The organism is Dysgonomonas sp. GY75 (genome assembly GCF_015234155.1).
GTDB lineage: Bacteria > Bacteroidota > Bacteroidia > Bacteroidales > Dysgonomonadaceae > Dysgonomonas > Dysgonomonas gadei.
The window spans coordinates 135,505-159,331 of the sequence record NZ_JADCLQ010000036.1; the positions used below are offsets into that span (position 1 = coordinate 135,505).

The window sequence follows — 23,827 nt, forward strand, 5'->3', positions numbered from 1 at the left end:
TCTAATTCGCTTATTTAAGTATCAAAATCCATAAATCGTCGAGAGGTATTCCAAAACGGCTTATACGCCTTGTCTTTGAAACTCCTTCTGTATATTTTTTTGTTACTTCTTCCAGTTTTTGAATAGCATCTGTCTCAGAATCATAACTACCTAACAAGGCATAATATATTCCCTGATTACTCTTCGCTACAGTAGAACGTTCTCCTAATCCATTAAATGTCCGCTTAATGAATTCAGCATTGTTCAGGCTCTTGAAAGTCCCCAGCACAATAGCATACTTCTTCATATATCCGTTATCTGCCTCATCTACCAATTTCACATCCACAGAACGAAACAGCTTCCAGTCTGAATCATTGAACGCACGAAATGATGTCGATGGTTTTGATGCTGGTGTTGCCGTTTCTGTTTTCGGAGCAGTTGTGGCAGCTTTCGATGCTGCAGCTACGGGAGCAGTTGTCGTACCCGACGGCGTTATAGTCGCACGCGCGGGTTCTGTAGCCTTTTTCGCAGGAGGAGGTGTAACTGAGGCAACCATCCGAGTTTTCTTCACCATCGGGAAACTCTGAATTTTCGGTTCCGGAGAGCCTTTCCCAACTTCAGGAACCCTGTCTAAAGTTTCAACACAGCCAAATAGAGCCTGAGAAGCTGAAGAATGAGGATCCAATTCCAATGTAACAACCGGATGCAATAACGATTTTCCGCCCTGCATGATATCCGTTACTCCTGCCAGATTTTTCATCACAGAGTCTAACTCGGCTACTGTAATTTTTTCGATTATAATATCCGGGTCTGCAACCCGGCTGGTTTGCACCGGCATTTCTCCATGTGCTTTATTCACTGAACGATAAAAACTTTTATATTTTTTATCTTGATTTTTCTGGGATTTGCATGGTAAAGCAAGAAAGATAAAAGCTAAAAGTAAAGTTGTGTGTACCGATATTTTCATAAAATCTATGTGTTTTGCGAATGAAATAGTAAGTCTTTATTGCTGTTTGATATGCAAAGATAGAAAAAAACAAAAGGAAACAATATTCTTATACAAAGAAAGTTACAAAACTACACCACTTTTAACTTGGTAAGATTAACCGCTTCTTTAAACTTTTGATTATTCACAATTACATAACAATTTCAGGAGTTCTGAAAGGGTTTCTCTTAACCCCTCACATATAGATAATTTTTTTTGAACAAGATAACAAAAAAACAGGGAAAACATTAATTGCTCCCCCTGCCTTATACTATTTATCTGTTGAATTAGTACTCTCTCTGAAGTATCCACCAGTCATTGAATGGGATACCATATTTAGCTTTCAATGTCGAAGGTTCTCCCAGTTCCGCATATTTTGCTAAAATTTCATTTTTCTTTGCTACAGCTTGCTCTTTAGAATCGTAACTTGCAATAATCACACGGTACATACCCTGTTCGTTACGAGCCAGAATAATATTGTAACCATCGTTTCCGAATCTTTCTTTCAATGATTCTGCTCCGGGCTTCATTGCCATAGCAGCAACTACAACACTATATGCTTTCAACCCTGCTGCATCGCTTTCATATACCGGAGTAACTTTCTCTTTTCGTACAGATTCATTCGTACTTGCAGTATATGTTGGCGTGGTTTCTGCCGGTTTAGAAACAGCAGCCGATGTTGTATTATCTTCCACATCCCTTTCTTTAGCTGCCTCGTATACCGATTTATAGGCACTCTGCTTTGGCTTACATGAACCAAAACCTATAACAAAGGCAATAGCCAATCCGATTCCAATTAATTTTTTATTCATAACTTTTTATAATTATCTTAGTTTTAACAATTAGCACAAAAATAATACATTAACTATTTAAAATAACAGTTTCTTGACTCAAATAGTTCCTTTTTCACTTTAATTAATAAATTCAAAACCGGTATACGGTACCAATGCGTCCGGTATACGAATACCTTCGGGCGTTTGATTATTTTCCAATAAAGCGGCAACTATACGCGGCAAAGCCAAAGCACTTCCGTTCAGAGTATGCACCAACTGTATTTTTTTATCGGCGTCACGGTAACGGCATTTCAAACGGTTGGCCTGATAGCTTTCGAAATTAGATACAGAACTTACTTCCAGCCATCGTTGTTGTGCCGCAGAGAATACTTCGAAGTCGAATGTAAGAGCTGAAGTAAAACTCATATCTCCGCCACACAGACGAAGAATACGCCAAGGCAAGCCCAACTCTTCTACCAATGACTGAACATGAGCAACCATTTCTTTCAGCGATTGATAAGAATGTTCCGGTTTATCGATACGCACAATCTCCACCTTATCGAACTGATGTAAACGATTCAGTCCTCTTACGTCTTTTCCATATGAACCTGCTTCACGACGAAAACAAGCCGAATATGCAGTGTTCATCACAGGAAAATCCTTCTCTTCCAAAATTACATCACGATAAATATTTGTTACCGGAACTTCTGCCGTCGGTATCAAATATAAATCATCTACAGTAGCGTGATACATCTGACCTTCTTTGTCCGGCAACTGGCCTGTACCGTAGCCAGACGCGGCATTTACCACATACGGAGGCTGTACTTCGAGATATCCGGCTTCGCGAGCCTTATCCAGAAAATAATTAATCAATGCACGTTGCAGGCGCGCTCCTTTTCCTTTATAAACAGGAAAACCTGCACCCGATATCTTTACACCAAGTTCGAAATCTATCAAATCATACTTCTTCGCCAGATCCCAGTGAGGAAGGGCATCTTCCCCCAAATCGGGAATGACACCTCCTGTACGTTCCACTACATTATCTTCAGGTGTGCGGCCTTCGGGCACCTCATCGGCGGGAAGATTGGGTATAAGCACCAATAAATCCTGCAAATCCTGTTCGGCCTGACGCAAAGCATCCTCTAGTATTTTATTTTCGCCTTTCAATTCCGACACCCTGTTTTTTGCGGCTTCGGCTTCAGTTTTTTTCCCTTCCTTCATCAGTTGCCCGATATGTTTGGATAAGTTATTGGATTCGGCGAGGCTTGCATCAAGTGTTGTTTGCGTTTTCTTTCTGGTCTGGTCTATATCCAGTACCTTCTCTATTATTTCTTTTCCGTCGAAATGTTTCTTAGCCAGTTTTTTAATAACCAGCCCCGGATTCTCACTAATGGTTTTCAGCGTCAACATTCTATCTGTTTTTTCAGGTCATAGACCTATTTTATTATTTCCGTATGTTTAATAACAATATTCGAGTTACAAAGTTAAAAATATTTTAAGTCCCGCCCATTGTTTCAGATTCTTTTTATCAGACATATTTCCTGTTAACAGCCCTTAATCCCAAAAGAGAAGACCATAGAAAGTAAAAGGTAACAAAAGTAACACAGAAAACAATTAATAATTAAGAATGAAGAATTAATAATTAGAAACTCTTTATTTTATCGACCACTGTCAACTGTCCATTGTCAACTTTCAACTGATTGAAAAGGTAACAAAGGTTACAGTTTTTGCATTCTTTTGTAGGGGCGGAATATTTTCCGCCCGCAGACCTTTTTCTATTTCGGGCGGAAGATATTCCGCCCCTACAGTTTTCCCAAAAAGTAACAAAGGTAACACATGTATCAGCAAACAATAAGCAGTTAATAACTTGTATCTCGTCTACTCGTATCTCATATAACTTTCAACTTACTACTCATTACTTACTACTTTCCCCTTCCTCAATCCGTTCTCGATGTGTATCCCGGAGGCAGAAACGGATAAAGATTCACCTTGGGTTTCTCCACCGGAGCGGCGGATGGTTGAGCGACAGTCATCTGTTCTATAACTTGCCCTTGTTCAGTTTGCTCTTGCCCATTTTTCACTTTTAATTCTTCACTTTTCACTTTTAGTTCTTCCTCCAGTTTCCTGTCCACGGCCGCCACTACCTCCGCATTGAGCGAGCCGCCCGGACGGAAGCCGTTCTCCTGTAAGATCATCAGTTGCCGTTTGGTTTCTTCATCCTGTACTTCGATGACCAACGGACGGCGCTCCGATGCCAGTAACCGGTCTTTGTCTTTCTTCCTTTCCTCCCGGTCAAGTACGTACTTTATAGCACGGATGCTCGGCGGGCAGAATTTCTTTTCCACTACACGGCATTTCTCCACATCGTTTACAGGATCGTTCTTATCGGGAACATAGGTGATCTTCTCTTTTTTCTGCACGTAGCCCTCGAGCAGTTGTTTCAGACCTATGCGTGCCGAAGCTATCATCACATCTTCGCGGTGGTCGATGGCCTCTTCTACCGCTTCTCCGAATTCAGGCTTTACCTTTTTCCATTCGTAAAATGTCTTACGGCTGATTTGAAATGATTTGCAGATTTCAGATATGCTGCACAAGTCCTGCTCTATCATCCGGATAATCTCTGTTGCAATTTTTTCTTTATACTTCATAAGATACTTAAATATTAATGTTAATAATTAGTTTCTTATATAGATAAAGTTTTTTTGATAAATTTGAAGTTCGTGCGGATGTCCCGTGCGAGCAGGTGAGCAGATGAATTTATGGAACACAATATGGTAGAAAATGAATGGATATACATAACAAAACAATTCTTTTTAAAAGAATTACCCAAATTTCATCTTAAATCGAGTAATTCATATGGTCCATATTGGAATATAGAGTTTGTTGATTGCAATATAGCAGTTGAAATTGGTGGGGACATAGGATTTCATATACAGATATATATATATGATTCAAAACATGATCTCTGCCAATATGATAGAAGTGTCAATGACAAAATGAAAACAACCAAAGAAAATATTCTTTACCAACTTAATATATTAAAGCGATTTCTATACGAAGTAATATAATTTTTTTCCCCTGCTGCCGCGCGATTGTATCGCGTGGTAATATATAAGTAAAAAGAAAATGACAGATAGTATGAGTCGTAATTATAAATTCAAAAATCCGGATGATATATATTTCATCAGTTTTGCTGTTGTAAATAGGTGGCGGTATTACCACGCGATGCAATCGCGCGGCAGCAGCGCGTAAGTGGATGGAAAAATGGATTTAATATTTTTTGTTCATCAAAACTTCTATTGGCACATCGTCCCTTTTTATTGTACGAACACTGCATTGATATACCAAAAATAAGATTACCGCTATAATAAGAAAAGATAACAGAAAATTCCAAAGACTTTGGAGATTAGGAGCTATAATGGTCTCATATTTCCTTCTCTTCCCTATTAATCGGAAGTATAAATAACGGATCCCAGCACCTATTCCAAAGAAGATATAAAATATAACAATAGGAAAATAAACCATGTATCAAAAGTATATAAAATAATTTAGTAACGTATAATAAATAACATGGCATTCTAAATTAGGGCAAACGGAATCCCCTGCTCGCACAGACGTCGCGTGTCCATATATTGCGTAGTTATAGCTTTACTATTTTTTGCCCTATACGGCCGGCAATACATCAATAAATATTTTATATATTTGCCTGCTATGAAAAATAAGGGCGACTTTCCATTTTTATTTTTCGAAGTAACAAATAGGTTTGCGGCCTTAATGATTCCGGCTAAATAATGATTGCAATACTCGTATCCTGGCTTATTATTTTATTCGTCCTGTTTTCCACAGGGGACTTTTTCATATACTTATATCAAGCCTTATGCCGAAGTAAATCAAATTATTCTTTGACTGACCGCTTCCTTATCGGGATGTGCGCCATTCTCATTCCCTTATCATTATCGTCGCTATTTATCCCGTCTAATCAATTTGTATTATTTACGTTTTTAGGTTTATTGATTATATATTGGGTTTTCAGGAAAAAGCACTTGCAAAAAACGGTTAATGGCGTTCTAAAAAAGATACAGGGACTTTCTATTATCCGGTTATTCATTATAGCTCTGGCTTTGTTTTCGTTCTGCATCCTGTGCCTCTATTCGTCCTTCCTCAGTTTCGATCCCAATTATTACCATTACCAAAATATCCGGTGGAATGAAGATTTTGCCGTTATTCCCGGATTGGGGAATTTCGAAGACAGATTGGGATTCAACTCTAACTACCTGTTGATTAGCTCCATATTTACATTACGTTTCCTGTTCGGGCAACCTGTTTATGGTTTACAGAGCGCATTGGCTATACTACTGGCCATATGGATATTATATGAAACAATAAATAGCCGATTCGAAATTAAGCGCCTGATTCTGCTCGTTTTATACTTTCTCTTATTTTATTTTTCGAAAGAAGGCATTGCAGATACTTCTACCGATACAATTCCTAATCTGGCCGTCTTCTATCTTATATCGAGCCTGATATTATATCCGGACAATCTGAGAAAAAAGCCGTTGTTGTATATATTTGTTATCATCAGTCTGGTAACGTATAAACTACTCTTCGCTCCGCTCTGCCTGATTAGCTTGTATGTAATTTACCAACTGGTCAAAGAAAAGAAATATAAAGAAATGCTGTTTCCGTGTCTCAGTGCTATGGCTGTCATCGTACTTTGGCTCATACGGAATGTAATCATTACAGGCTATCTGGTGTATCCGTTAGGAGAAATAGATTTGTTTTCCTTCGACTGGAAAGTGCCGCAATATGTCCTTATCAAACAACGTGAATACATCAGTGAAATCGGCAACGGAGGTTTCGGCTATGCTATACTCCATTATTTGGAAAACCTTACGTTCTCTACTTTTTTCCTGTCATGGACAACTTATTTCTTCCTGTCGGTTATCGCTGTCTTTATTACAGGCTTTTGGTATATCCGAAAGGAAGGAAACACCCCTGCATATATGTATTTCATTTTCGTTGTATTAAGTATAAATATGATATATTGGCTTTTGACAGCTCGCGATTTCAGGTTTTGCGCGGGAGTAATATTCGCCATGCTGTTTTTTGCCATTTCCTTGATACTGAAAGACAATAAAAGAATGGGGGCAAAAACGGGAAACATTATTATTGCAGGTTTTACCATGCTCATTTTCATATCTTTCGCCAAAGCCGGCAGTCAGTATTACCACGCTTTAAAAGAAAGAAATATAAAGGATTATGTTTTGGTAATGCTTTATCGCCCTTATCCGGCAGAATATAAAATGGAGGATTCAGCCCTGTTTGAAAAGACATCGCATAACCTGACCTTCGAAATAATCCCCTATAAAATCAACGATAGCATCACGATCTATATAACCACTCAAAGGACCGGTTCTTGCTTTGGCATATTTCCGTGTACAGGAGATGCGGCCATTGCCGAAGAATGGAAAATGCAGGATATAAAAACAGTGGAAGCCAGGGGAAACAGCTTGCAGAATGGATTCAGAGTGAAACAGCTGAAATAATATTTGCAGTTATTTATTCCTCGCTCGTCGGGAAATAGTATTTGTTTGTCGATTTATCATTGCCTGTTAACTTCAACAAATGTACTTTTACATCAGAAACTAATAAAACGCATTCTTATGGAAAGAAACTTTAAAGATAAACACCTGTTTAAAAGAGGAAATAGCAATGGTAATGGTATCGGATTTGCCCTCTTTTTAATTCTTTTTGGAGGAGTGTACCTGTTCCTCAATTTGGGCATTATACCTACAGAATACAAACGGATACTGATATCATGGCAAATGCTTCTGATTGTATTAGGTATATGGACGTTACTGAAAAGACAATATGTGGGAGGTTTCGTTCTTCTGGCTGTCGGTACTTTTTTTATTTACCCTGTTCTGTGCAATGTATTTCCCGAATATTTTGTGCGGTTCGATATAGATATCAAAACATACTGGCCGGTCCTGCTTATTGCCGGCGGTATTCTTTTAGTAATAAGCCGCTCATTCCCCTCTGCGAAAAAGAGCCATCGAAAAGAATACAAATATGAGTCTACAAATGATCACTTCAATCCGGCAGAACAAAACAGTGCCGACTATATTGACAAGAACCTGATGTTTGGCGGATCTGAGCAAATCGTCCTCTCTCAGAATTTTAAAGGAGGAGAAGCCAATGTGATGTTCGGAGAACTGATTATAGACTTACGCCGGGCAAATCTTAGCGAATTCGCGGGCGTACTCGAAGCCAATGTGATGTTCGGCAGTATTGTCATCTATATTCCATCCGACTGGGCTGTAGAATTAAAAAGCAACTCCTTGCTGGGTTCTTTCGAAGATAAAAGATACCATTTCAGTGAAAAAATAAGAGAAACCGGTATGCCACGTCTGGTAATCAAAGGGAGTGCCATGTTCGGAAGCGGTGAAATAAGAAACTAAGGTCTCATACCTATTTATTTACTTTTGTATCTGCGACAGTAATAGCCGGTTACTATTAAACGATGTTGCATCAAATACTTTCTTTCACTTAATACTCTGTGAAATGGAAAACCGCAAACTGGTTTACATACATATTCTCATAGCATTGTCAGCAGCCATTATTTTATATATATGTATGAAATCGCTGGTGGATGTATCAGAATCTGTGTTGACTACAGATTCAGCCATATCGGGGATTGTTCTTTCGGTATTGCTCCTATTATTGAGGAATATAGCTCAATACAGTCATATTTCATCGTTTCCGGTAAGGCAACAACTTATCAATTACAGCGCATTGGCCATCCTCTTTGTAGCTTGCTGGCTCTGTATCGAGTTTCTGGTTCTATACATGGTATTCCCCGAAGGTGAATGGACGGCCCTGCTACACACGGTCCCTATACGCGTAGTGCTGGCATTACTCGTATACAGTCTTACAATAGCAACATTTACACGATTGTACCCATCGGAGGAAAAGGTTGCCGGGATACCGATCGGGGAAGAGAAAGAAGACAAGGAACTCCCGGACAATATACAAGAGCCTGTGATTGAAACTGAAAATAATGAAACACTGGAACGTATCGCCGTAAAAAACGGGCAAAAGATAGATGTAGTGCTGGTATCCGAAATCATACACCTACAGGCCGAAGGCGATTATGTAATGATACACTCTACAAAGGGGAAATTCCTGAAGGAGCAAACCATGAAATCGTTCGAAAGCGGTTTGCCACAAGATAAATTTGTAAGGGTACACCGTTCCAGCATAGTCAATATAGAGTTTATATCGCAGATAGAGCTCTATGACAAGCAAAGCCAGTTACTGAAACTGAAAAACGGAGGACAGGTACGCATAAGCCTGAGTGGGTATAAGTCTTTGAAAAAGACGCTGGGTTTGTAAAAATAAAAGAGCTTGAATCAACACAGATTCAGGCTCTTTCTTTTATATTGAAACACTTACTTCTCTACCGTACTTTTTTCTTTATCAGCTTTCCATATCCTGTATTTCACCTCATAACCCTTTGGCGCGTATACTACAATCGGCAATTTGCTGTTGTATCTTACGATAAGAGTCTGACCGCTCACAAACCTGTTTTCGTTCGGTTTGTTACAAGCCATCATTGTAGAACGGGTTTGCCCGTCGGAAGTAAACTCATAATAAGTATATCCCCAACCTTGCAGGTCTTTTTCCTCCAGTTTACCCATAAGCGAGTGATGATTACAGTCTACGCTCATCACTTTTCCCGGAATTATTTCTACTTTGTATAAAGATTCGTCAGACTTCTTTTTCAACTCTATTACATGCCTGACCATATCACCCTCTGCTTTAGGGAAGGCAGCCAGTTCTTTATCTAAATCTATTTTTTTACCCTGTGCATTCATTGAAGTTGTGAATGATAATAATACTACAGCCGAAAGTAGTGTCAGCATTGTTTTTGTTAAGTTCTTCATTTTTCCTTATTTTAATTAATACTTATATTCAGAAACTGTTTAAATTTTAGCGAAAAATATAATTATGATAGAATCTGATAAATATTCTTAGCAACTTTTTAATGCTCTTTTTAGCGTATTTTGCCCTTTTTCCTTTGGGTTTAGCCCGCTAAACCTGCAAGTAAAAATGACTAAATCCATCTAAAATCAGCTATGAAAAAGCTTTGCTATAAAATTTAAACAGTTTCTTAATCACTTATACTATATAGATGAATAAAATGTTAAAAAGCTGCATCCATATATCCGGTTAGTTAACACCCAGACAGTCCGATTTGTTTATATAATCTTCTTAACATGGAAAATAGAAACGAATTAATTTATAAAAAAAATATCTTTTCCTTTTTAGTTTCTATCTTTGCATCCTGATATTCTGAAAAAATATAAAACAATATACTATATGACTAAGAAATTCAAAAGAACCCTCGTTACATCGGCCCTCCCCTATGCCAACGGGCCTGTCCATATCGGACATCTGGCAGGCGTTTATATCCCTGCCGACATTTATGTGCGTTACCTCAGGCTGAAAGGCCAGGAAGTAATACACATCGGAGGTTCTGACGAACATGGCGTACCTATTACCATACGCGCCAAGAAAGAAGGTGTGACGCCACAGGATATCGTAGATAAATATCACGCCATAATCAAAAAGTCGTTTGAAGACTTCGGCATATCTTTCGATATCTATTCACGTACAAGTTCGGAGATACATAAGCAAACGGCTTCTGACTTTTTCCTCAAACTATATCAAAACGGAGATTTTGAAGAAAAGACAAGCGAACAATATTTCGACGAAGAGGCGCAAATGTTCCTTGCCGACCGCTATATAATGGGTGAATGTCCGCATTGCGGCAATCCGAACGCATACGGAGACCAGTGCGAATCGTGCGGAACATCTTTAAGCCCTACCGACCTGAAAAACCCCCGTTCCACAATTTCCGGTTCAACGCCTGTAATGCGCGAAACAAAACACTGGTATCTGCCTCTCGATAAACACGAGTCATGGCTTCGCCAGTGGATACTCGAAGACCATAAGGAATGGAAATCGAATGTATACGGACAATGCAAATCATGGCTGGATATGGGATTACAACCCCGTGCCGTAAGCCGGGACCTCGACTGGGGGGTACCTATTCCTCTCCCGGATGCCAAGGGAAAAGTGCTTTATGTATGGTTCGATGCACCTATCGGCTATATATCGAATACAAAAGAATTATTGCCTGACAGCTGGGAGAAATGGTGGAAATCGGAAGACACAAAATTGCTTCACTTCATCGGTAAAGACAATATCGTATTCCATTGCATCGTATTCCCTGCTATGCTCAAAGCAGAGGGTTCGTTTATTTTGCCTGAAAACGTTCCGGCAAATGAATTCCTGAATCTCGAAGGAGATAAAATATCCACATCCCGCAACTGGGCTGTATGGCTGCATGAATACCTCGAAGATTTTCCGGGACAGCAGGATATTCTGCGCTATGTGCTTACGGCAAATGCTCCTGAAACTAAGGATAATGACTTTACGTGGAAAGACTTCCAAGCCCGTAACAACAACGAATTGGTCGCCATACTCGGAAACTTCATCAACCGTGCGCTGGTACTTACTCAAAAATATTTCGACAACAAAGTCCCGCAGATACACGAGTTGACCGACTACGATAAAGAAACCCTGAAAGAGTTTGCCGACGTAAAAGAAGTGGTGGAGTCGTATCTCGAAACATTCCGCTTCCGCGACGCGCTGAAAGAAGCTATGAACCTGGCCCGTATAGGGAATAAATACCTGGCAGATACCGAACCGTGGAAAGTGGCTAAAACAGATATGGCACGCGTGGAAACCATTATGAATATTTCATTGCAGCTGACAGCGAATTTGTCTATTGCATTCGAACCATTCCTACCATTCAGTGTACAGAAAATCCGGCAGTTTATCAATAAAGATAATCTGACATGGGAACAACTGGGCAGAATAGATCTATTGCCGGCTGGCCATCAGCTAAACCCTTCGGAACTGTTATTTGCCAAGATAGAGGATGAAACGATCGAAAAACAAATACAAAAGTTACTTGACACGAAGAAAGCAAATGAACAGGCAGTGGAGATAAAGGTTGCCCCTCAGAAAGCAAATATAGCATTCGATGATTTTGCAAAACTCGACCTTCGTGTAGGCAAAGTATTGGAATGCATAAAAGTGCCGAAAGCTGATAAACTGCTCCAATTCCTTATAGACGACGGAATGGGCAAACGTACAATCATATCGGGTATCGCAGCATGGTACAAACCCGAAGACCTTGTAGGCAAACAGGTATGCTTTGTGGCTAACCTGGAACCACGCAAGCTGAAAGGCGTGGAGTCGCAGGGAATGTTGTTGTCTGTGGAAGACAGTGATGGAACACTATCATTGATACAGCCGCCTAAAGACGTAACTCCGGGTAGCCAGATAGGATAATAATTTAATGAGATAATGTGCCGGTATGCCAATGTAGAATGGGATATCGGCATTTTCTATTCCGAAAGGATAATAGAGTCATATTTGAGTTGTGGTTCTTCATTCAGGATATTCTTATAATCCAGACAAAATTTATCATAGCATTGTTTTGATAAACCTTTTTGCCCTAACTTATATAAACTCCGGCACTTGATCTGCACAGAATCTTCGTCTATACTATCATGAATAAGTATTACATCGGCCAACTTTACCAATAAGCGGAAATCATCTTTTATTTCTATTGTTTTTGCCGCTTTCAGTAAGGTAGTGATAAGCAGATCCGAATAACCGGACTGATATCTATCGACCCACCTCTTATCTATATTCGGCAACAACAAACCAGCTGATGCAATTCCAATAATTTTCTCTATCACCGACTTTTCTATTACTCTATCAGCAGATGATATTTCATGTAACAGATTCATTACCGTCACATAATCGCAAAAAGTATCGTCCCCAATACTTACATGCCAGTAGCTGTTATCTTTCTGAAAAGTTACATCTCCTATTTCCTGAAGAAGGAGTCGTAGTTTACGGATATTCACATTCCGGTTATTAGTAGCCTTATTTTTACCCATATCAAACCAAAACTCCTCATCCAAACGCTCAGATGTCACCCCTTTTCCCGTAGCAATATATTCAAGCAAGCACATTAAAAACATCTGCCTGATTACCGGAGTGAAGAAGCCTGTTATATCATTCCCTCCCCTATCGAAAATTTGAAAGCCACCCAGTAACGATATTTTTGAGCGTTTCTTTTCTTTATATGCGTGAGGTACCTGAGGCAATACAGGGGGAGAAACGAACGCTTTATCTCCAACGACAGGCGACAACGCGGCTTTCTCTATCCGATTCTTTCTCAACAGATAAATTACCACAAGAATTACAATAACTAACAGTCCTATAATTATATAAGTTACCGGAGAATTACCAAATGTATTCCTTGCACCGGGTACCTGCAAAATATCAGTTTGTGATAATGGCGGATAAAGCAATGAATATATACCGGTTTCAAATGCACCCCTTTCTGTCCTTTGTAATATAACCGCATATATCGCGGAATTCTTATACCTGAACATATCGCAAAAAGACTCGGTATCCTGAAAATTGTATGGTATGGAATCGGACAGGAACCGGTAAGAAAAGTCATTCATATTCACTTCCATCAGGCGTATGGAGGATTTATAAACATCGCTTCTGTTAGCAAGAGTATAAAACTTATTCTCCCCCACATCGATTATCATCGAATTACCAAAAACATAAGGTTCCGGCATTCCCTCAAGTGTCCCCAGCTCCTTACTGGTTTTAGCCTTAGTATCCACCAAATGAAGATCATAAAGGTTATACGATGAAGCCTCCTGCAATCCGGTCTTACTCCCATATCCGCCAAAAATCAGGATCTGTCCATCTCCCAGATACCCCATCGAAGACAAATAGCGGGGGCTTAGTTGGTCTATAAGATCATTTGTTTCCCACTGCCCTGTGTTCAAATCATAGGTTGATAAAGCGGCGCTATACCTATACAGTCCATAACCGCCAAATACCACCAATTGGTTTGTATCCGGATTTATAAACCTGTTGTGGTGCTGAACATACAAAGACATATCCGACGGGCTGCCCGACCACATGTTCGTATCAAAGTTATACAACATCGGTTCGGGATGGCTTATACTGTATGAGACCAACCTATCCGCTATATAGTCATAAATAAGATAACTGGATGCCCCCTGAAAAGGTCTTCCTCCACCGACCTTTATACGTTGTACCGACTTATTTTTCAGATGCATTATATATAAGCTATCATTTGTAGCTACAAATACTCTGTTATTAATAGAATCCGTTGCAATCTGGGGATAAATATTCCTGGTAATCAAACTCATTTCCTTATTCCAGTTTGTATGACGGTCTATTTCCCAAATGCCATTCGATACTGTGGCCCTGTATCCATTGGTATCATCATATACTGCAGCCACAGTATGCCTGCCCATATCCCACCTACGGACAATTTTTCCTTTATCATCTTTTATTTCTATATTTTTTACCGACATAGGAGGAACATCAGATGTATAGAAAAACTTATGCCTGTTAGCCCCAAAGTATATCTTTTCGATAGTAGATATTCCCAATGAATTATCCGGTGTATCAATCAATATTTCTTCTCCATCTATGGAAAATGTCACTGAGCCTGCACGAACCTCTATCTTTACTTTCACCCATTTGCCTTCCAGTTGTTTGCGCTCGTATTTATATTCCGATGAGGCTTTTGTATTATGTATGCCGTTAAGTATGAAATTGATGCGATTATTTCCCAGATAAGACGTCATATCCAGACTTGTAGTATCATTTGCAATAATTCTGAATATATATCCGTATGTATGATTACTGTTGGTAAGTTTAAGATCAAATTCGAGTGTATATCCTTTTGAGAGTTTTAAAAATCCATCGGGAAGTAAATCAAGAGAAGTCCTGTCGTCTTTATTTACCTCATGAGACTTGAAGTTCAATCCATATGAAAAGCTTTTATCCATATCTTTGGATTGTGAGATAATAGTAAGGAAAGGACAAAAAATAAAAACAAAAAGTATGGTAATTTTCATCTTATTTCTTTTAAGGTATCGCACATAGTACAAAATTATATAAAATTAGTTATTCATAATCAGATACAAAATTTTAATTATTCATTGAAAACAAACCCACTAAAAAGCTCTCTTCAGCTAAGTAGAATCTAACAATCTATTCCTCAGCACAATTACACTTCACGCCAGCATCAATGACTTACCTTATTGTATACTTTAACGGATAGCTTAGAGGTATACAAACAAGACAAAAGTGTTCCTTTTCGCGCCAATTAATAATTAATTAATACCCCGGTTAATAGTATAGACATATGTTTGTATAAACATTTTCAGCAATTTTTTTTAACCCTAAAATCGAATAGGCCATTATTTGAATATAACATTCCTACAAAATATGAAGAAAAGTATATTCGTCTCTTATACCTTAATTTTACTGTTTTTACTAACAAACAATATAAATGCCCAGAACAAAAGTCAGCCTGTCGACTATGTAAATCCGTACATCGGTAACATAAGCCACCTTTTGGTGCCAACCTATCCGACTGTGCATTTACCTAATAGTATGCTCAGGGTATATCCCGAACGCGAGAATTATACAGGCAATACTATTGCAGGACTTCCCCTGATCGTCACAAGCCATAGGGGAAGTTCTGCCTTTAATCTGAGTCCGTATCAGGGAGCGGTAGAAGATATAAAAAATACAATCAACTTCGGCTACGACAACGAAATCATAAAACCATATTATTACAGTGTCGATCTCGACGATTATAATATACATGCCCAATATGCACCGTCGCATCAGGCAGGAATCTATTACATCGATTTCGAAAATAGTAATCAATCCGCTTATCTGATCCTCAATACCCGGAACGGGGAACTCAATTCGGATAAAAATACAGTATACGGATATCAGAATCTTAGCAACAATACAAAAGTATACATCTACTTCGAAACTGACATACAACCTTCAGAAGTTGGAACTCACAAAGGAAATACTATAAATAGCAACGAAAAAACCACACAAGGCCGGAACGCTTTTTATGTGATGAAATATCCTGCCGGGACCAAACAAATAAAGGTGCGTTACGGAGTCTCATTTATAAGTTCCGAACAGGCTAAAAATAATCTAAGGAGAGAAATAAAAGACTATAATCTGGAAAACATAGCGCAAAAAGGCCGCGACATATGGAATTCAACACTGGGAAAGATACAGGTTTCCGGTATTGATGAAAACGCCAAAACAGTTTTCTACACCTCTCTTTACCGTACTTACGAACGTATGATCTGTATTTCGGAAGACGGGAATTACTTTAGCGCCTATGATGGAAAAGTCCACAATGACGAAGGCCGTCCATTCTATACCGACGACTGGATTTGGGACACTTACCGTGCTACTCATCCGTTGCGCATAATTATCGAGCCTGAAATGGAAAATGATATGGTTAACTCATACATAGTAATGACCCGCCAGATGAAAAATCCGTGGATGCCAAACTTTCCCGAAGTGACGGGCGACAGCCGCCGTATGAATTCGAATCACGGGGCAGCTATGGTCGCCGATGCCTACATAAAGGGACTGAGAGGATTCGATCTTGAAGAGGCATACAATGTGAGCAAAGCGGCAATCACCGAAAAAACGCTGGCTCCCTGGTCGTCCAAACCGGCCGGAGTATTAGACCTCTTCTACAAAGAACACGGATACTTTCCTTCTCTGGCAAAGGGGGAAAAGGAAACAGCTCCGGAAGTTCACGGATGGGAAAGACGCCAGCCTATCGCCGTCACTCTAGGTACAGTCTACGATGAATGGTGCCTGTCGTTAATTGCAAAACAATTAGGGAAGGATGATGAAGCCGATTATTTTTCAAAACGTAGCCTAAACTACCATAAGGTATTTAATCCAGAGACTAAGTTTTTCCATCCTAAAGATGCTTCAGGCAAATTTATGGAAGACCTTGATTACCGCTTTCCTCCGGGTATTGGCGGACGCGATGCTTATGATGAAAATACCGGATATGTATATCGCTGGGACGTGCCGCACAATATTGCTGATTTAGTGAACATGCTCGGTGGAAAAGAAGCCTTTGTAAAAGAGCTTGAAGATATGTACAGTACCCCTCTGGGGAAGGGGAAACCCGATTTTTATCATATTTATGCCGATCATAGCGGTAATGTCGGACAATTCTCGATGGGGAACGAACCTGCAATGCACATTCCGTATTTATACAATTATGCAGGACAGCCCTGGCGTACTCAAAAGCGTGTACACACACTGCTTAATCAATGGTTCAGAAACGATGTGATGGGTATTCCCGGCGATGAAGACGGGGGCGGCCTCACTGCATTTGTCGTATTTTCCCAGATCGGATTTTACCCCGTCACCCCCGGATTACCGATGTATGTAATAGGAAGTCCTACTTTCGAGAGCGCAAAACTGGATATCGGCAACGGCAAATCATTTGAAGTCGTGGCAATTAACTACTCTCCCGAAAATAAATACATCCAATCAGCAAAGTTGAATGGTAAAGATTGGAATAAATCCTGGTTTTCGCATGAAGAACTGATGCGCGGAGGAAAACTCGAACTGGTTATGGGAAAACATCCGAATAAAAAATGGGCTTCAGACGATAACGCTGTACCCCCATCGTTCAGTATGAATAAATAATAAAACTCAATCACTATACTATCATACGACTATGAATATTAAAAACACGATTAAGAAAGCAACCGCTTCGGGTATATTCTTTTTATTTGCAATTATCTCTTTTGCGCAAATAAAAACAGAACCGGTAGACTATGTAAGCATCCTGACAGGGACATTATCTAAATTTGAACTATCGACAGGTAACACATATCCGGCAATAGCCCGTCCGTGGGGAATGAATTTCTGGATGCCTCAGACCGGGGAAATGGGGAATGGATGGTCGTATGTATATACTGCCGACAAAATCAGGGGATTCAAGCAAACACACCAACCCAGCCCATGGATGAACGACTACGGACAATTTTCCATCATGCCGATTGTAGACAAACCTGTTTTCAATCAGGACAAGCGGGCCAGCTGGTTCTCGCACAAATCGGAAGTAGCAAAACCTTATTATTATAAAGTATATCTTGCCGATTCGGATATAACAACCGAAATAACGCCAACCGATCGCGCGGCAATATTCCGTTTCACTTTTCCCGAAAAAGATAATTCCTATGTTATTATCGATGCTTTCGACCGGGGATCTTATGTGAAAATCATTCCGGAACAGAACAAAATCGTAGGTTACACAACGCGTAACAGCGGCGGGGTACCCGATAATTTCAAGAACTACTTTGTCGTTGTTTTCGACAAGCCGTTTACCTATCAGGCAACTGTAGGAGACAGTGAAATCCGTAAGAACGAACTTGAAGCCAAAGAAAACCATACAGGCGCTATTATCGGCTTCGCCACCAAGAGAGGTGAAACTGTTCACGCACGTGTGGCATCATCATTTATAAGCCCCGAACAAGCCGAGCTGAACCTCAAAGAACTCGGCAGTGACAGTTTCGATCAGATAGCCGACAAAGGCCGTAAGGTTTGGAATGAGACATTAGGGCGGATAGAAGTGACAGACGACAACATAGACAACCTCCGTACATTCTATTCCTGTTTTTACCGTTCGGTGCTATTCCCTCGCAGTTTCTATGAGATAGACGCCAAAGGAGAAGTTGTTCACTATAGCCCTTATAATGGCGAAGTTCTTCCGGGATATATGTTTACCGATACTGGTTTTTGGGATACATTCCGATGCCTGTTCCCATTCCTGAACCTGGTGTATCCGTCAATGAACGAAAAAATGCAGGAAGGTCTGGTAAACGCATACAAGGAAAGCGGGTTCTTGCCTGAATGGGCCAGTCCGGGTCATCGCAATATTATGGTGGGGAACAACTCAGCTTCTGTTGTTGCCGATGCATACCTGAAAGGATTAAGAGGTTATGAGATAGAAACACTATGGGAAGCTCTGAAAAACGGAGCAAACAATGTACATCCTAAAGTTTCGGCTTCAGGCCGCCTGGGATATGAATATTACAACAAACTGGGTTATGTGCCGGACGATGTCAGAATAGGACAAAGCGCAGCCCGTACATTGGAATATGCATATGACGACTGGACTATCTACAGATTGGGTAAAGCATTGGGCAAACCCGAAAGTGAAACAAGCATATATAAAGAGCGTGCCATGAACTACAAGAATCTCTACAATCCGAAGTTCAAACTGATGACCGGCCGTAATGAGAACGGTGAATTCGATAAAACGTTTGTAGCCGAAGACTGGAGTCGTGCATTCTGTGAAGGTAACAGCTGGCATTGGAGTTTCTGCGTATTCCACGATCCGCAAGGTCTGATAGACCTGATGGGAGGAAAAAAAGAATTTAATACAATGATGGATTCTGTATTCATAGTACCTGGAAGCAAAGGGATGGAAAGCCGCGGCATGATCCACGAAATGCGTGAAATGCAGGTGATGGACATGGGACAATATGCGCATGGAAACCAGCCGATACAACATATGGTTTATCTATACAACTATTCCGGCGAACCATGGAAGGCTCAATATTGGGCTCGTGAAATAATGGATAAACTCTACAACCCTAATCCTGATGGATACTGCGGCGATGAAGATAACGGACAAACATCGGCTTGGTATGTCTTCTCTGCACTTGGTTTCTATCCCGTATGTCCGGGCTCTGATGAGTATATACTGGGATCGCCATTATTCAGGTCAGTCACCCTGAATCTGGAGAATGGTAAAAAAGTAGTCATTAAAGCAGACAATAACAGTAAATATAACAGGTATATATCATCTATGACTGTCAATGGAAAAGTTCATAGTAAAAACTACCTGACTCACGATACCTTACTGAAGGGAGCGAATATCAATTATAAAATGGCTACTACCCCTAATATAACAAGAGGTATAAATGCTGCTGATTATCCATATTCATTCTCTAATGAGAAATAATAAAAAATAAATTTCTGTATTAATCAAAAACAACCCTGATACCCAGGTATCCCAAATTACCAAAGAAGTATATATATACGCCATTGGCCGAATTATAGACTTCTTTTGGTAAAGCGGATAGTAGAAGATATTTTAATATTAATTAATATTGCATGCAATCTTTCCTCTTCAATGCGAAAGAAACCTAAAAAAAATCAATTATATAAAAGATTGGAATTGACAAAGAATTGACCCTTAATTTATCCTCATATATATGCTCTATATTATACAAAATACAATAACAATGAAAGGCATTTTTTCGACTGAAAATTTGGCGGTTAGCTGTATTTTTCTAGAGAGAGAGAGAGAGAGAGAGAGAGAGAGAGAGAGAGAGAACATATTAATTAAAAAAAGGCAAAAAAACAATAGGGCGGATATAACAGATAAAATCCGACTATTCTTTTCTATTAAGAAAACCTTCTTTCGAAGAACTGACCAGTTCTTCGAAAGAAGGTTTTCCGTATTTATATGCATCTGTTAAAGTTATAGTTTGGAAGTAGGGAAAACATCCATTCATATTAAAAATCCAATTATTAACCTCTAAAATTTATAGCCTATGGGAAAACAAAAAAGATAACAGTAGATCAGAGATTTTTAACAACTAACCTTATTCGTAATTATTATAACAATGAAAATAACAAAAAACTCCTATCGACTGGACATTCCTCTGTGTCTAAGAGTTCTAAAACGCCCCTCTGAGACACGATTAAATAGTAAAGAACCGCAAATTACTAACTTTAATTAACCTATTATGAAAGACATTTTTACTAAAAAAGTATTTATGCGCATAAGAACGGGATTGCTTATAATAACGTTATTAGCAATAGGAAGCCCGCAATACATATCGGCTTCAGTACACAAAACCGAACAGACCCAAAAAGAAGTGACAGGGAAGGTTTTCGATAGTTCTACCAAAGAGACATTGCCCGGTGTCAGCGTTTCTGTAAAGGGAACAAACATTGCTACTATGACAGATGCAGATGGTAACTTCTCCATAAAAGTTCCGTATGCAGAAGCAACTCTTGTTTTCTCATACATCGGATTCCAACCACAACAGATAGAACTGAAAGGGAAAACAACATTAAACGTGGATCTGGTAGAGGACATCAAAGCGCTGGATGAAGTAGTAGTCGTGGGATACACTACTCAAAAAAGGGAAAACATCACTGGTGCCGTAGCAACCATTACCACTAAAGACCTTGTGCAAAGTCCTACTGCAAACATTAATAATGCACTGGCTGGACGGCTTCCGGGCTTGATTGTTAACCAGTTTAGCGGAGGAGAACCGGGCGTGGATAAATCCGAATTATTTATTCGCGGTAAGTCCACTTATGGGGATCAATCCCCCATCGTAATTGTTGACGGAGTAGAACGCGACATGTCCTATCTGGCAGCAGACGAGATCGAAACATTTACAATACTGAAAGATGCTGCTTCTACTGCACCTTATGGTATCCGTGGTGCCAACGGTGTTATAGTTGTTACCACCAAGCGTGGTAAAGCTTCGGAAAAGGCATCTGTGAACTTCAAGGCTTCTTTTGGTTTTAATAAAGTAGGTAAAACGCCCAATTTATTAGGCTCCGCCGATTATGCCACTCTATATAATGAAGCATCGCGAAATGATGCCATGATGAACGGAACATTGGAAAACTTTAAATATCCGTTCACAGAAGAGGCTATTGCCAACTTCAGAATGGCCAGAGGTGATAATTCCGACGGCTTAGGATACAACTGGGATTATTTCGACTATATGTTTAAGTCTGCGGCACAGCAAGATTATAACCTGTCGGTTCGCGGAGGTACAGATAAAGTAAGATACTTTGTTATGGCCGGACATATGAATCAGGGAACCAATTACAGACATGTAGACCTATCCGATTATGATGCATCACCTAATTTCAAGAAATATAACTTCCGGTCTAATATAGATGTAGATATTACAGATAAGTTCTGGGTGAAACTCGATTTGGGCGCTCGGATAACAGACCGTACCAATATTGGTTCCGCGGCCAGCCGTCTGGTGAATATTGCAATGACACAACCTCCTTATCTGCCTATTGTACTGGAACAGAATGATAATCCGGCCAATCAAAGCTATTTTGTCAATAATCCTAAAGGAATGCTGTTCGGAGACCAGATTTATCGTTTCAATCTATTAGGAGAACTATCCCGTTCGGGTTATCACACCCAAAAGTACACTTATCTGGAAGGTAGCTTTTCGATGGGATACGATCTGGACTTCATTACAAAAGGATTAAAAATCGAAGGAACTTTCTCTTATGATGCCCGTGAAGAGCAATGGACCAGAAGAGAAGTTAATACCTATAGCGAAGGTTATCGCCAATATCCTTCTTACGCTACATTCAAGCCTAAAGATGGTATTGATATTTACAGGACTCCCGGTCATTACGACGGAGTATATTCTACCGGTAATAAATACAACACAGACCAGACGGTAGGTAATAACTTCACCCAGAGTAATCCTTCTAACAGGACATACTATCAGGCAAAATTAATGTATCAGAACTCATTTGCGCAAAATCATAATGTGACCGGAATGTTTTTGTTCAATCGTTCCACAGAAGGACAATATGACGGAGATAAAGTTCGTGCCGACCACAGATATCAAGGCCTGACAGGACAGTTTACCTATAATTTCTCAGACCGCTATTTTGCAGAATTTAACTTCGGGTATAATGGTTCCGAGAACTTTGCGAAAGAAAAACGTTATGGATTCTTCCCTGCCGGGTCTGTGGGATGGGTAATTTCCAATGAATCATTCATGAATAACACTAAATCATGGATGGACTTCTTAAAGATCAGAGGTTCATACGGCCTGGTTGGTAGTGATAAGCTCCCGGGCGGAAGGTTTGGTTATCTACAGTTCTTCGAAGGTGGTGAAGGCTACAACTTCGGTGAAGGTGGCTTCAACACAAACCCGGGTGGATGGAGAGAAGGTGGTCTGGCTAATAGAATACTGACATGGGAAAAAGCAAAAAAATTAAACCTCGGACTAGATGCTAATTTCCTAAGACAAAGACTGCGAGTATCATTCGACTACTTCTACGAAAACAGGTATGATATCCTCACCGAACTGACAGGTGACAAACTTGGTTTCCCTGATATAGTAGGGAAAGATGCCCCTCGTATAAACTCAGGTAAAGTAAAAAATCATGGTTTCGAATTTGAGGTAACATGGTCTGATAAGATAGGCAAAGATTTTAGATATTTCATCAAACCCAATTTCACATTTGCCCGTAATAGAGTTGATTACATGAATGAAGTTGTCTATGAATATGTATGGAGACGGAAAACAGGGCAAGCGCTGGATGTAAATATGCTTTATGTGTTCGACCACTTTGTTGCAGACCAAGCCGAAGCAGACAGATTGAATGCTGATGGTTATCAGCCATGGGGCACCTTGATACCGGGAGATGCTGTTTACAAAGATCTGGACGGAGACGGTGTTATTACCGATAAGAATGACCGTATGGCGATGGGATATCCCCGCAGCCCTGAGATTCAATTCGGATTACCTATCACGTTACAATATAAGGGATTCGATTTTAGTGTTCTCTTCCAGGGTGCGACAAACTCTACCATCATGTTGAAAGATGCTGCAGTATTCGATTTCCCTAACTTCGACCAAGACAAGATAGGGCGTGTAAGACCAATGCATCTCGACAGATGGACTCCAGAAACTGCTGCGACAGCCAAATATCCGGCTCTGCATATTGGCACACACTCTAATAATAAGAATGAAAGCAGTTCTCTGTTCATGTATGATGGTTCGTATGTAAGATTAAAGAATATAGAACTTGGTTATACACTGCCTCGAAAAATAATAAGAGTAGCAGGACTAAGTAATGTCAGAGTGTATGCTCAGGCTCAAAATCTGGCTACTTGGGACAAACTTGGAGATGTAGATGTTGACCCTGAAATGCGTAATGGAGGAGGAGATTGGTATCCTATATTGAAGGTATTTAATTTTGGTGTGGATATTACATTTTAATAAAATAACAA

At 39.8% G+C, this 23,827-nt stretch carries 13 protein-coding genes; 7 read left to right on the forward strand and 6 right to left on the reverse strand.

Annotated features, from left to right (window positions below; genetic code table 11):
• Positions 1–10: 10 nt before the first annotated feature.
• The 4 genes from IR083_RS24900 to IR083_RS13085 all read right to left on the reverse strand — a co-directional run bounded on the left by IR083_RS24900 (position 11) and on the right by IR083_RS13085 (position 4,385).
• Positions 11–838 carry an SPOR domain-containing protein gene (locus tag IR083_RS24900; protein WP_194224648.1) on the reverse strand — a complete coding sequence of 276 codons (828 nt, stop codon included), beginning with the start codon at positions 836–838 and terminating at the stop codon, positions 11–13.
• A gap of 413 nt (positions 839–1,251) precedes the next feature.
• A complete protein-coding gene (locus tag IR083_RS13075; RefSeq protein ID WP_006799694.1) occupies positions 1,252–1,776 on the reverse strand; it encodes an SPOR domain-containing protein in 525 nt (174 codons plus the stop codon).
• A gap of 99 nt (positions 1,777–1,875) precedes the next feature.
• Positions 1,876–3,147 (reverse strand): serine--tRNA ligase, encoded by a 1,272-nt coding sequence (gene serS / locus IR083_RS13080; protein ID WP_194224649.1) that lies wholly within the window; start codon positions 3,145–3,147, stop codon positions 1,876–1,878.
• Between the two features lie 527 nt (positions 3,148–3,674).
• Complete coding sequence (locus IR083_RS13085) at positions 3,675–4,385, reverse strand: phBC6A51 family helix-turn-helix protein (protein ID WP_194224650.1); 711 nt, start codon at positions 4,383–4,385, stop codon at positions 3,675–3,677.
• 1,143 nt (positions 4,386–5,528) lie between these two features.
• Here IR083_RS13085 and IR083_RS13090 point away from each other — a divergent pair.
• The 3 genes from IR083_RS13090 to IR083_RS13100 all read left to right on the forward strand — a co-directional run bounded on the left by IR083_RS13090 (position 5,529) and on the right by IR083_RS13100 (position 9,132).
• On the forward strand, positions 5,529–7,283 hold the full coding sequence (locus IR083_RS13090) for an LIC_10190 family membrane protein (protein ID WP_194224651.1): 1,755 nt from the start codon (positions 5,529–5,531) through the stop codon (positions 7,281–7,283).
• 117 nt (positions 7,284–7,400) lie between these two features.
• Positions 7,401–8,198: a LiaF transmembrane domain-containing protein gene (locus IR083_RS13095; protein WP_006799698.1), complete on the forward strand. Its 798-nt coding sequence runs from the start codon at positions 7,401–7,403 to the stop codon at positions 8,196–8,198.
• A gap of 103 nt (positions 8,199–8,301) precedes the next feature.
• On the forward strand, positions 8,302–9,132 hold the full coding sequence (locus IR083_RS13100; protein ID WP_194224652.1) for a LytR/AlgR family response regulator transcription factor: 831 nt from the start codon (positions 8,302–8,304) through the stop codon (positions 9,130–9,132).
• 56 nt (positions 9,133–9,188) lie between these two features.
• Here the strand turns inward: IR083_RS13100 and eco are convergent, their stop codons facing one another.
• Positions 9,189–9,683, reverse strand: a complete 495-nt coding sequence (eco, locus tag IR083_RS13105; RefSeq protein ID WP_194224653.1) for a serine protease inhibitor ecotin — start codon at positions 9,681–9,683, stop codon at positions 9,189–9,191.
• A 409-nt stretch (positions 9,684–10,092) separates the two neighbouring features.
• On the opposite strand from eco, the gene metG reads away from it, so the two are divergent.
• On the forward strand, positions 10,093–12,162 hold the full coding sequence (gene metG, locus IR083_RS13110) for a methionine--tRNA ligase (protein WP_410492885.1): 2,070 nt from the start codon (positions 10,093–10,095) through the stop codon (positions 12,160–12,162).
• 56 nt (positions 12,163–12,218) lie between these two features.
• Here metG and IR083_RS13115 read toward each other — a convergent pair whose 3' ends face one another.
• Entirely contained in the window at positions 12,219–14,798 is a 2,580-nt protein-coding gene (locus tag IR083_RS13115; RefSeq protein ID WP_194224655.1) for a kelch repeat-containing protein, read from the reverse strand.
• Between the two features lie 373 nt (positions 14,799–15,171).
• Between IR083_RS13115 and IR083_RS13120 the strand changes: the two genes are divergently transcribed.
• The 3 genes from IR083_RS13120 (at position 15,172) to IR083_RS13130 (ending at position 23,816) form a co-directional block, all read left to right on the forward strand.
• Complete coding sequence (locus IR083_RS13120) at positions 15,172–17,439, forward strand: GH92 family glycosyl hydrolase (protein ID WP_194224656.1); 2,268 nt, start codon at positions 15,172–15,174, stop codon at positions 17,437–17,439.
• A gap of 31 nt (positions 17,440–17,470) precedes the next feature.
• Positions 17,471–19,765 (forward strand): GH92 family glycosyl hydrolase, encoded by a 2,295-nt coding sequence (locus tag IR083_RS13125; RefSeq protein ID WP_194224657.1) that lies wholly within the window; start codon positions 17,471–17,473, stop codon positions 19,763–19,765.
• A 790-nt stretch (positions 19,766–20,555) separates the two neighbouring features.
• Complete coding sequence (locus tag IR083_RS13130; protein ID WP_194224658.1) at positions 20,556–23,816, forward strand: SusC/RagA family TonB-linked outer membrane protein; 3,261 nt, start codon at positions 20,556–20,558, stop codon at positions 23,814–23,816.
• The last annotated feature ends 11 nt before the right edge of the window (positions 23,817–23,827 follow it).

What these genes read in the sequence shown, in the direction of transcription:
- IR083_RS13075 (WP_006799694.1), bottom strand. Translation starts at nt 1,776, where the DNA reads ATGAATAAAAAATTAATTGGAATCGGATTGGCTATTGCCTTTGTTATA.
- serS (WP_194224649.1), bottom strand. Translation starts at nt 3,147, where the DNA reads ATGTTGACGCTGAAAACCATTAGTGAGAATCCGGGGCTGGTTATTAAA.
- IR083_RS13085 (WP_194224650.1), bottom strand. Translation starts at nt 4,385, where the DNA reads ATGAAGTATAAAGAAAAAATTGCAACAGAGATTATCCGGATGATAGAG.
- IR083_RS13090 (WP_194224651.1), top strand. Translation starts at nt 5,529, where the DNA reads ATGATTGCAATACTCGTATCCTGGCTTATTATTTTATTCGTCCTGTTT.
- IR083_RS13095 (WP_006799698.1), top strand. Translation starts at nt 7,401, where the DNA reads ATGGAAAGAAACTTTAAAGATAAACACCTGTTTAAAAGAGGAAATAGC.
- IR083_RS13100 (WP_194224652.1), top strand. Translation starts at nt 8,302, where the DNA reads ATGGAAAACCGCAAACTGGTTTACATACATATTCTCATAGCATTGTCA.
- eco (WP_194224653.1), bottom strand. Translation starts at nt 9,683, where the DNA reads ATGAAGAACTTAACAAAAACAATGCTGACACTACTTTCGGCTGTAGTA.
- IR083_RS13115 (WP_194224655.1), bottom strand. Translation starts at nt 14,798, where the DNA reads ATGAAAATTACCATACTTTTTGTTTTTATTTTTTGTCCTTTCCTTACT.
- IR083_RS13120 (WP_194224656.1), top strand. Translation starts at nt 15,172, where the DNA reads ATGAAGAAAAGTATATTCGTCTCTTATACCTTAATTTTACTGTTTTTA.
- IR083_RS13125 (WP_194224657.1), top strand. Translation starts at nt 17,471, where the DNA reads ATGAATATTAAAAACACGATTAAGAAAGCAACCGCTTCGGGTATATTC.
- IR083_RS13130 (WP_194224658.1), top strand. Translation starts at nt 20,556, where the DNA reads ATGAAAGACATTTTTACTAAAAAAGTATTTATGCGCATAAGAACGGGA.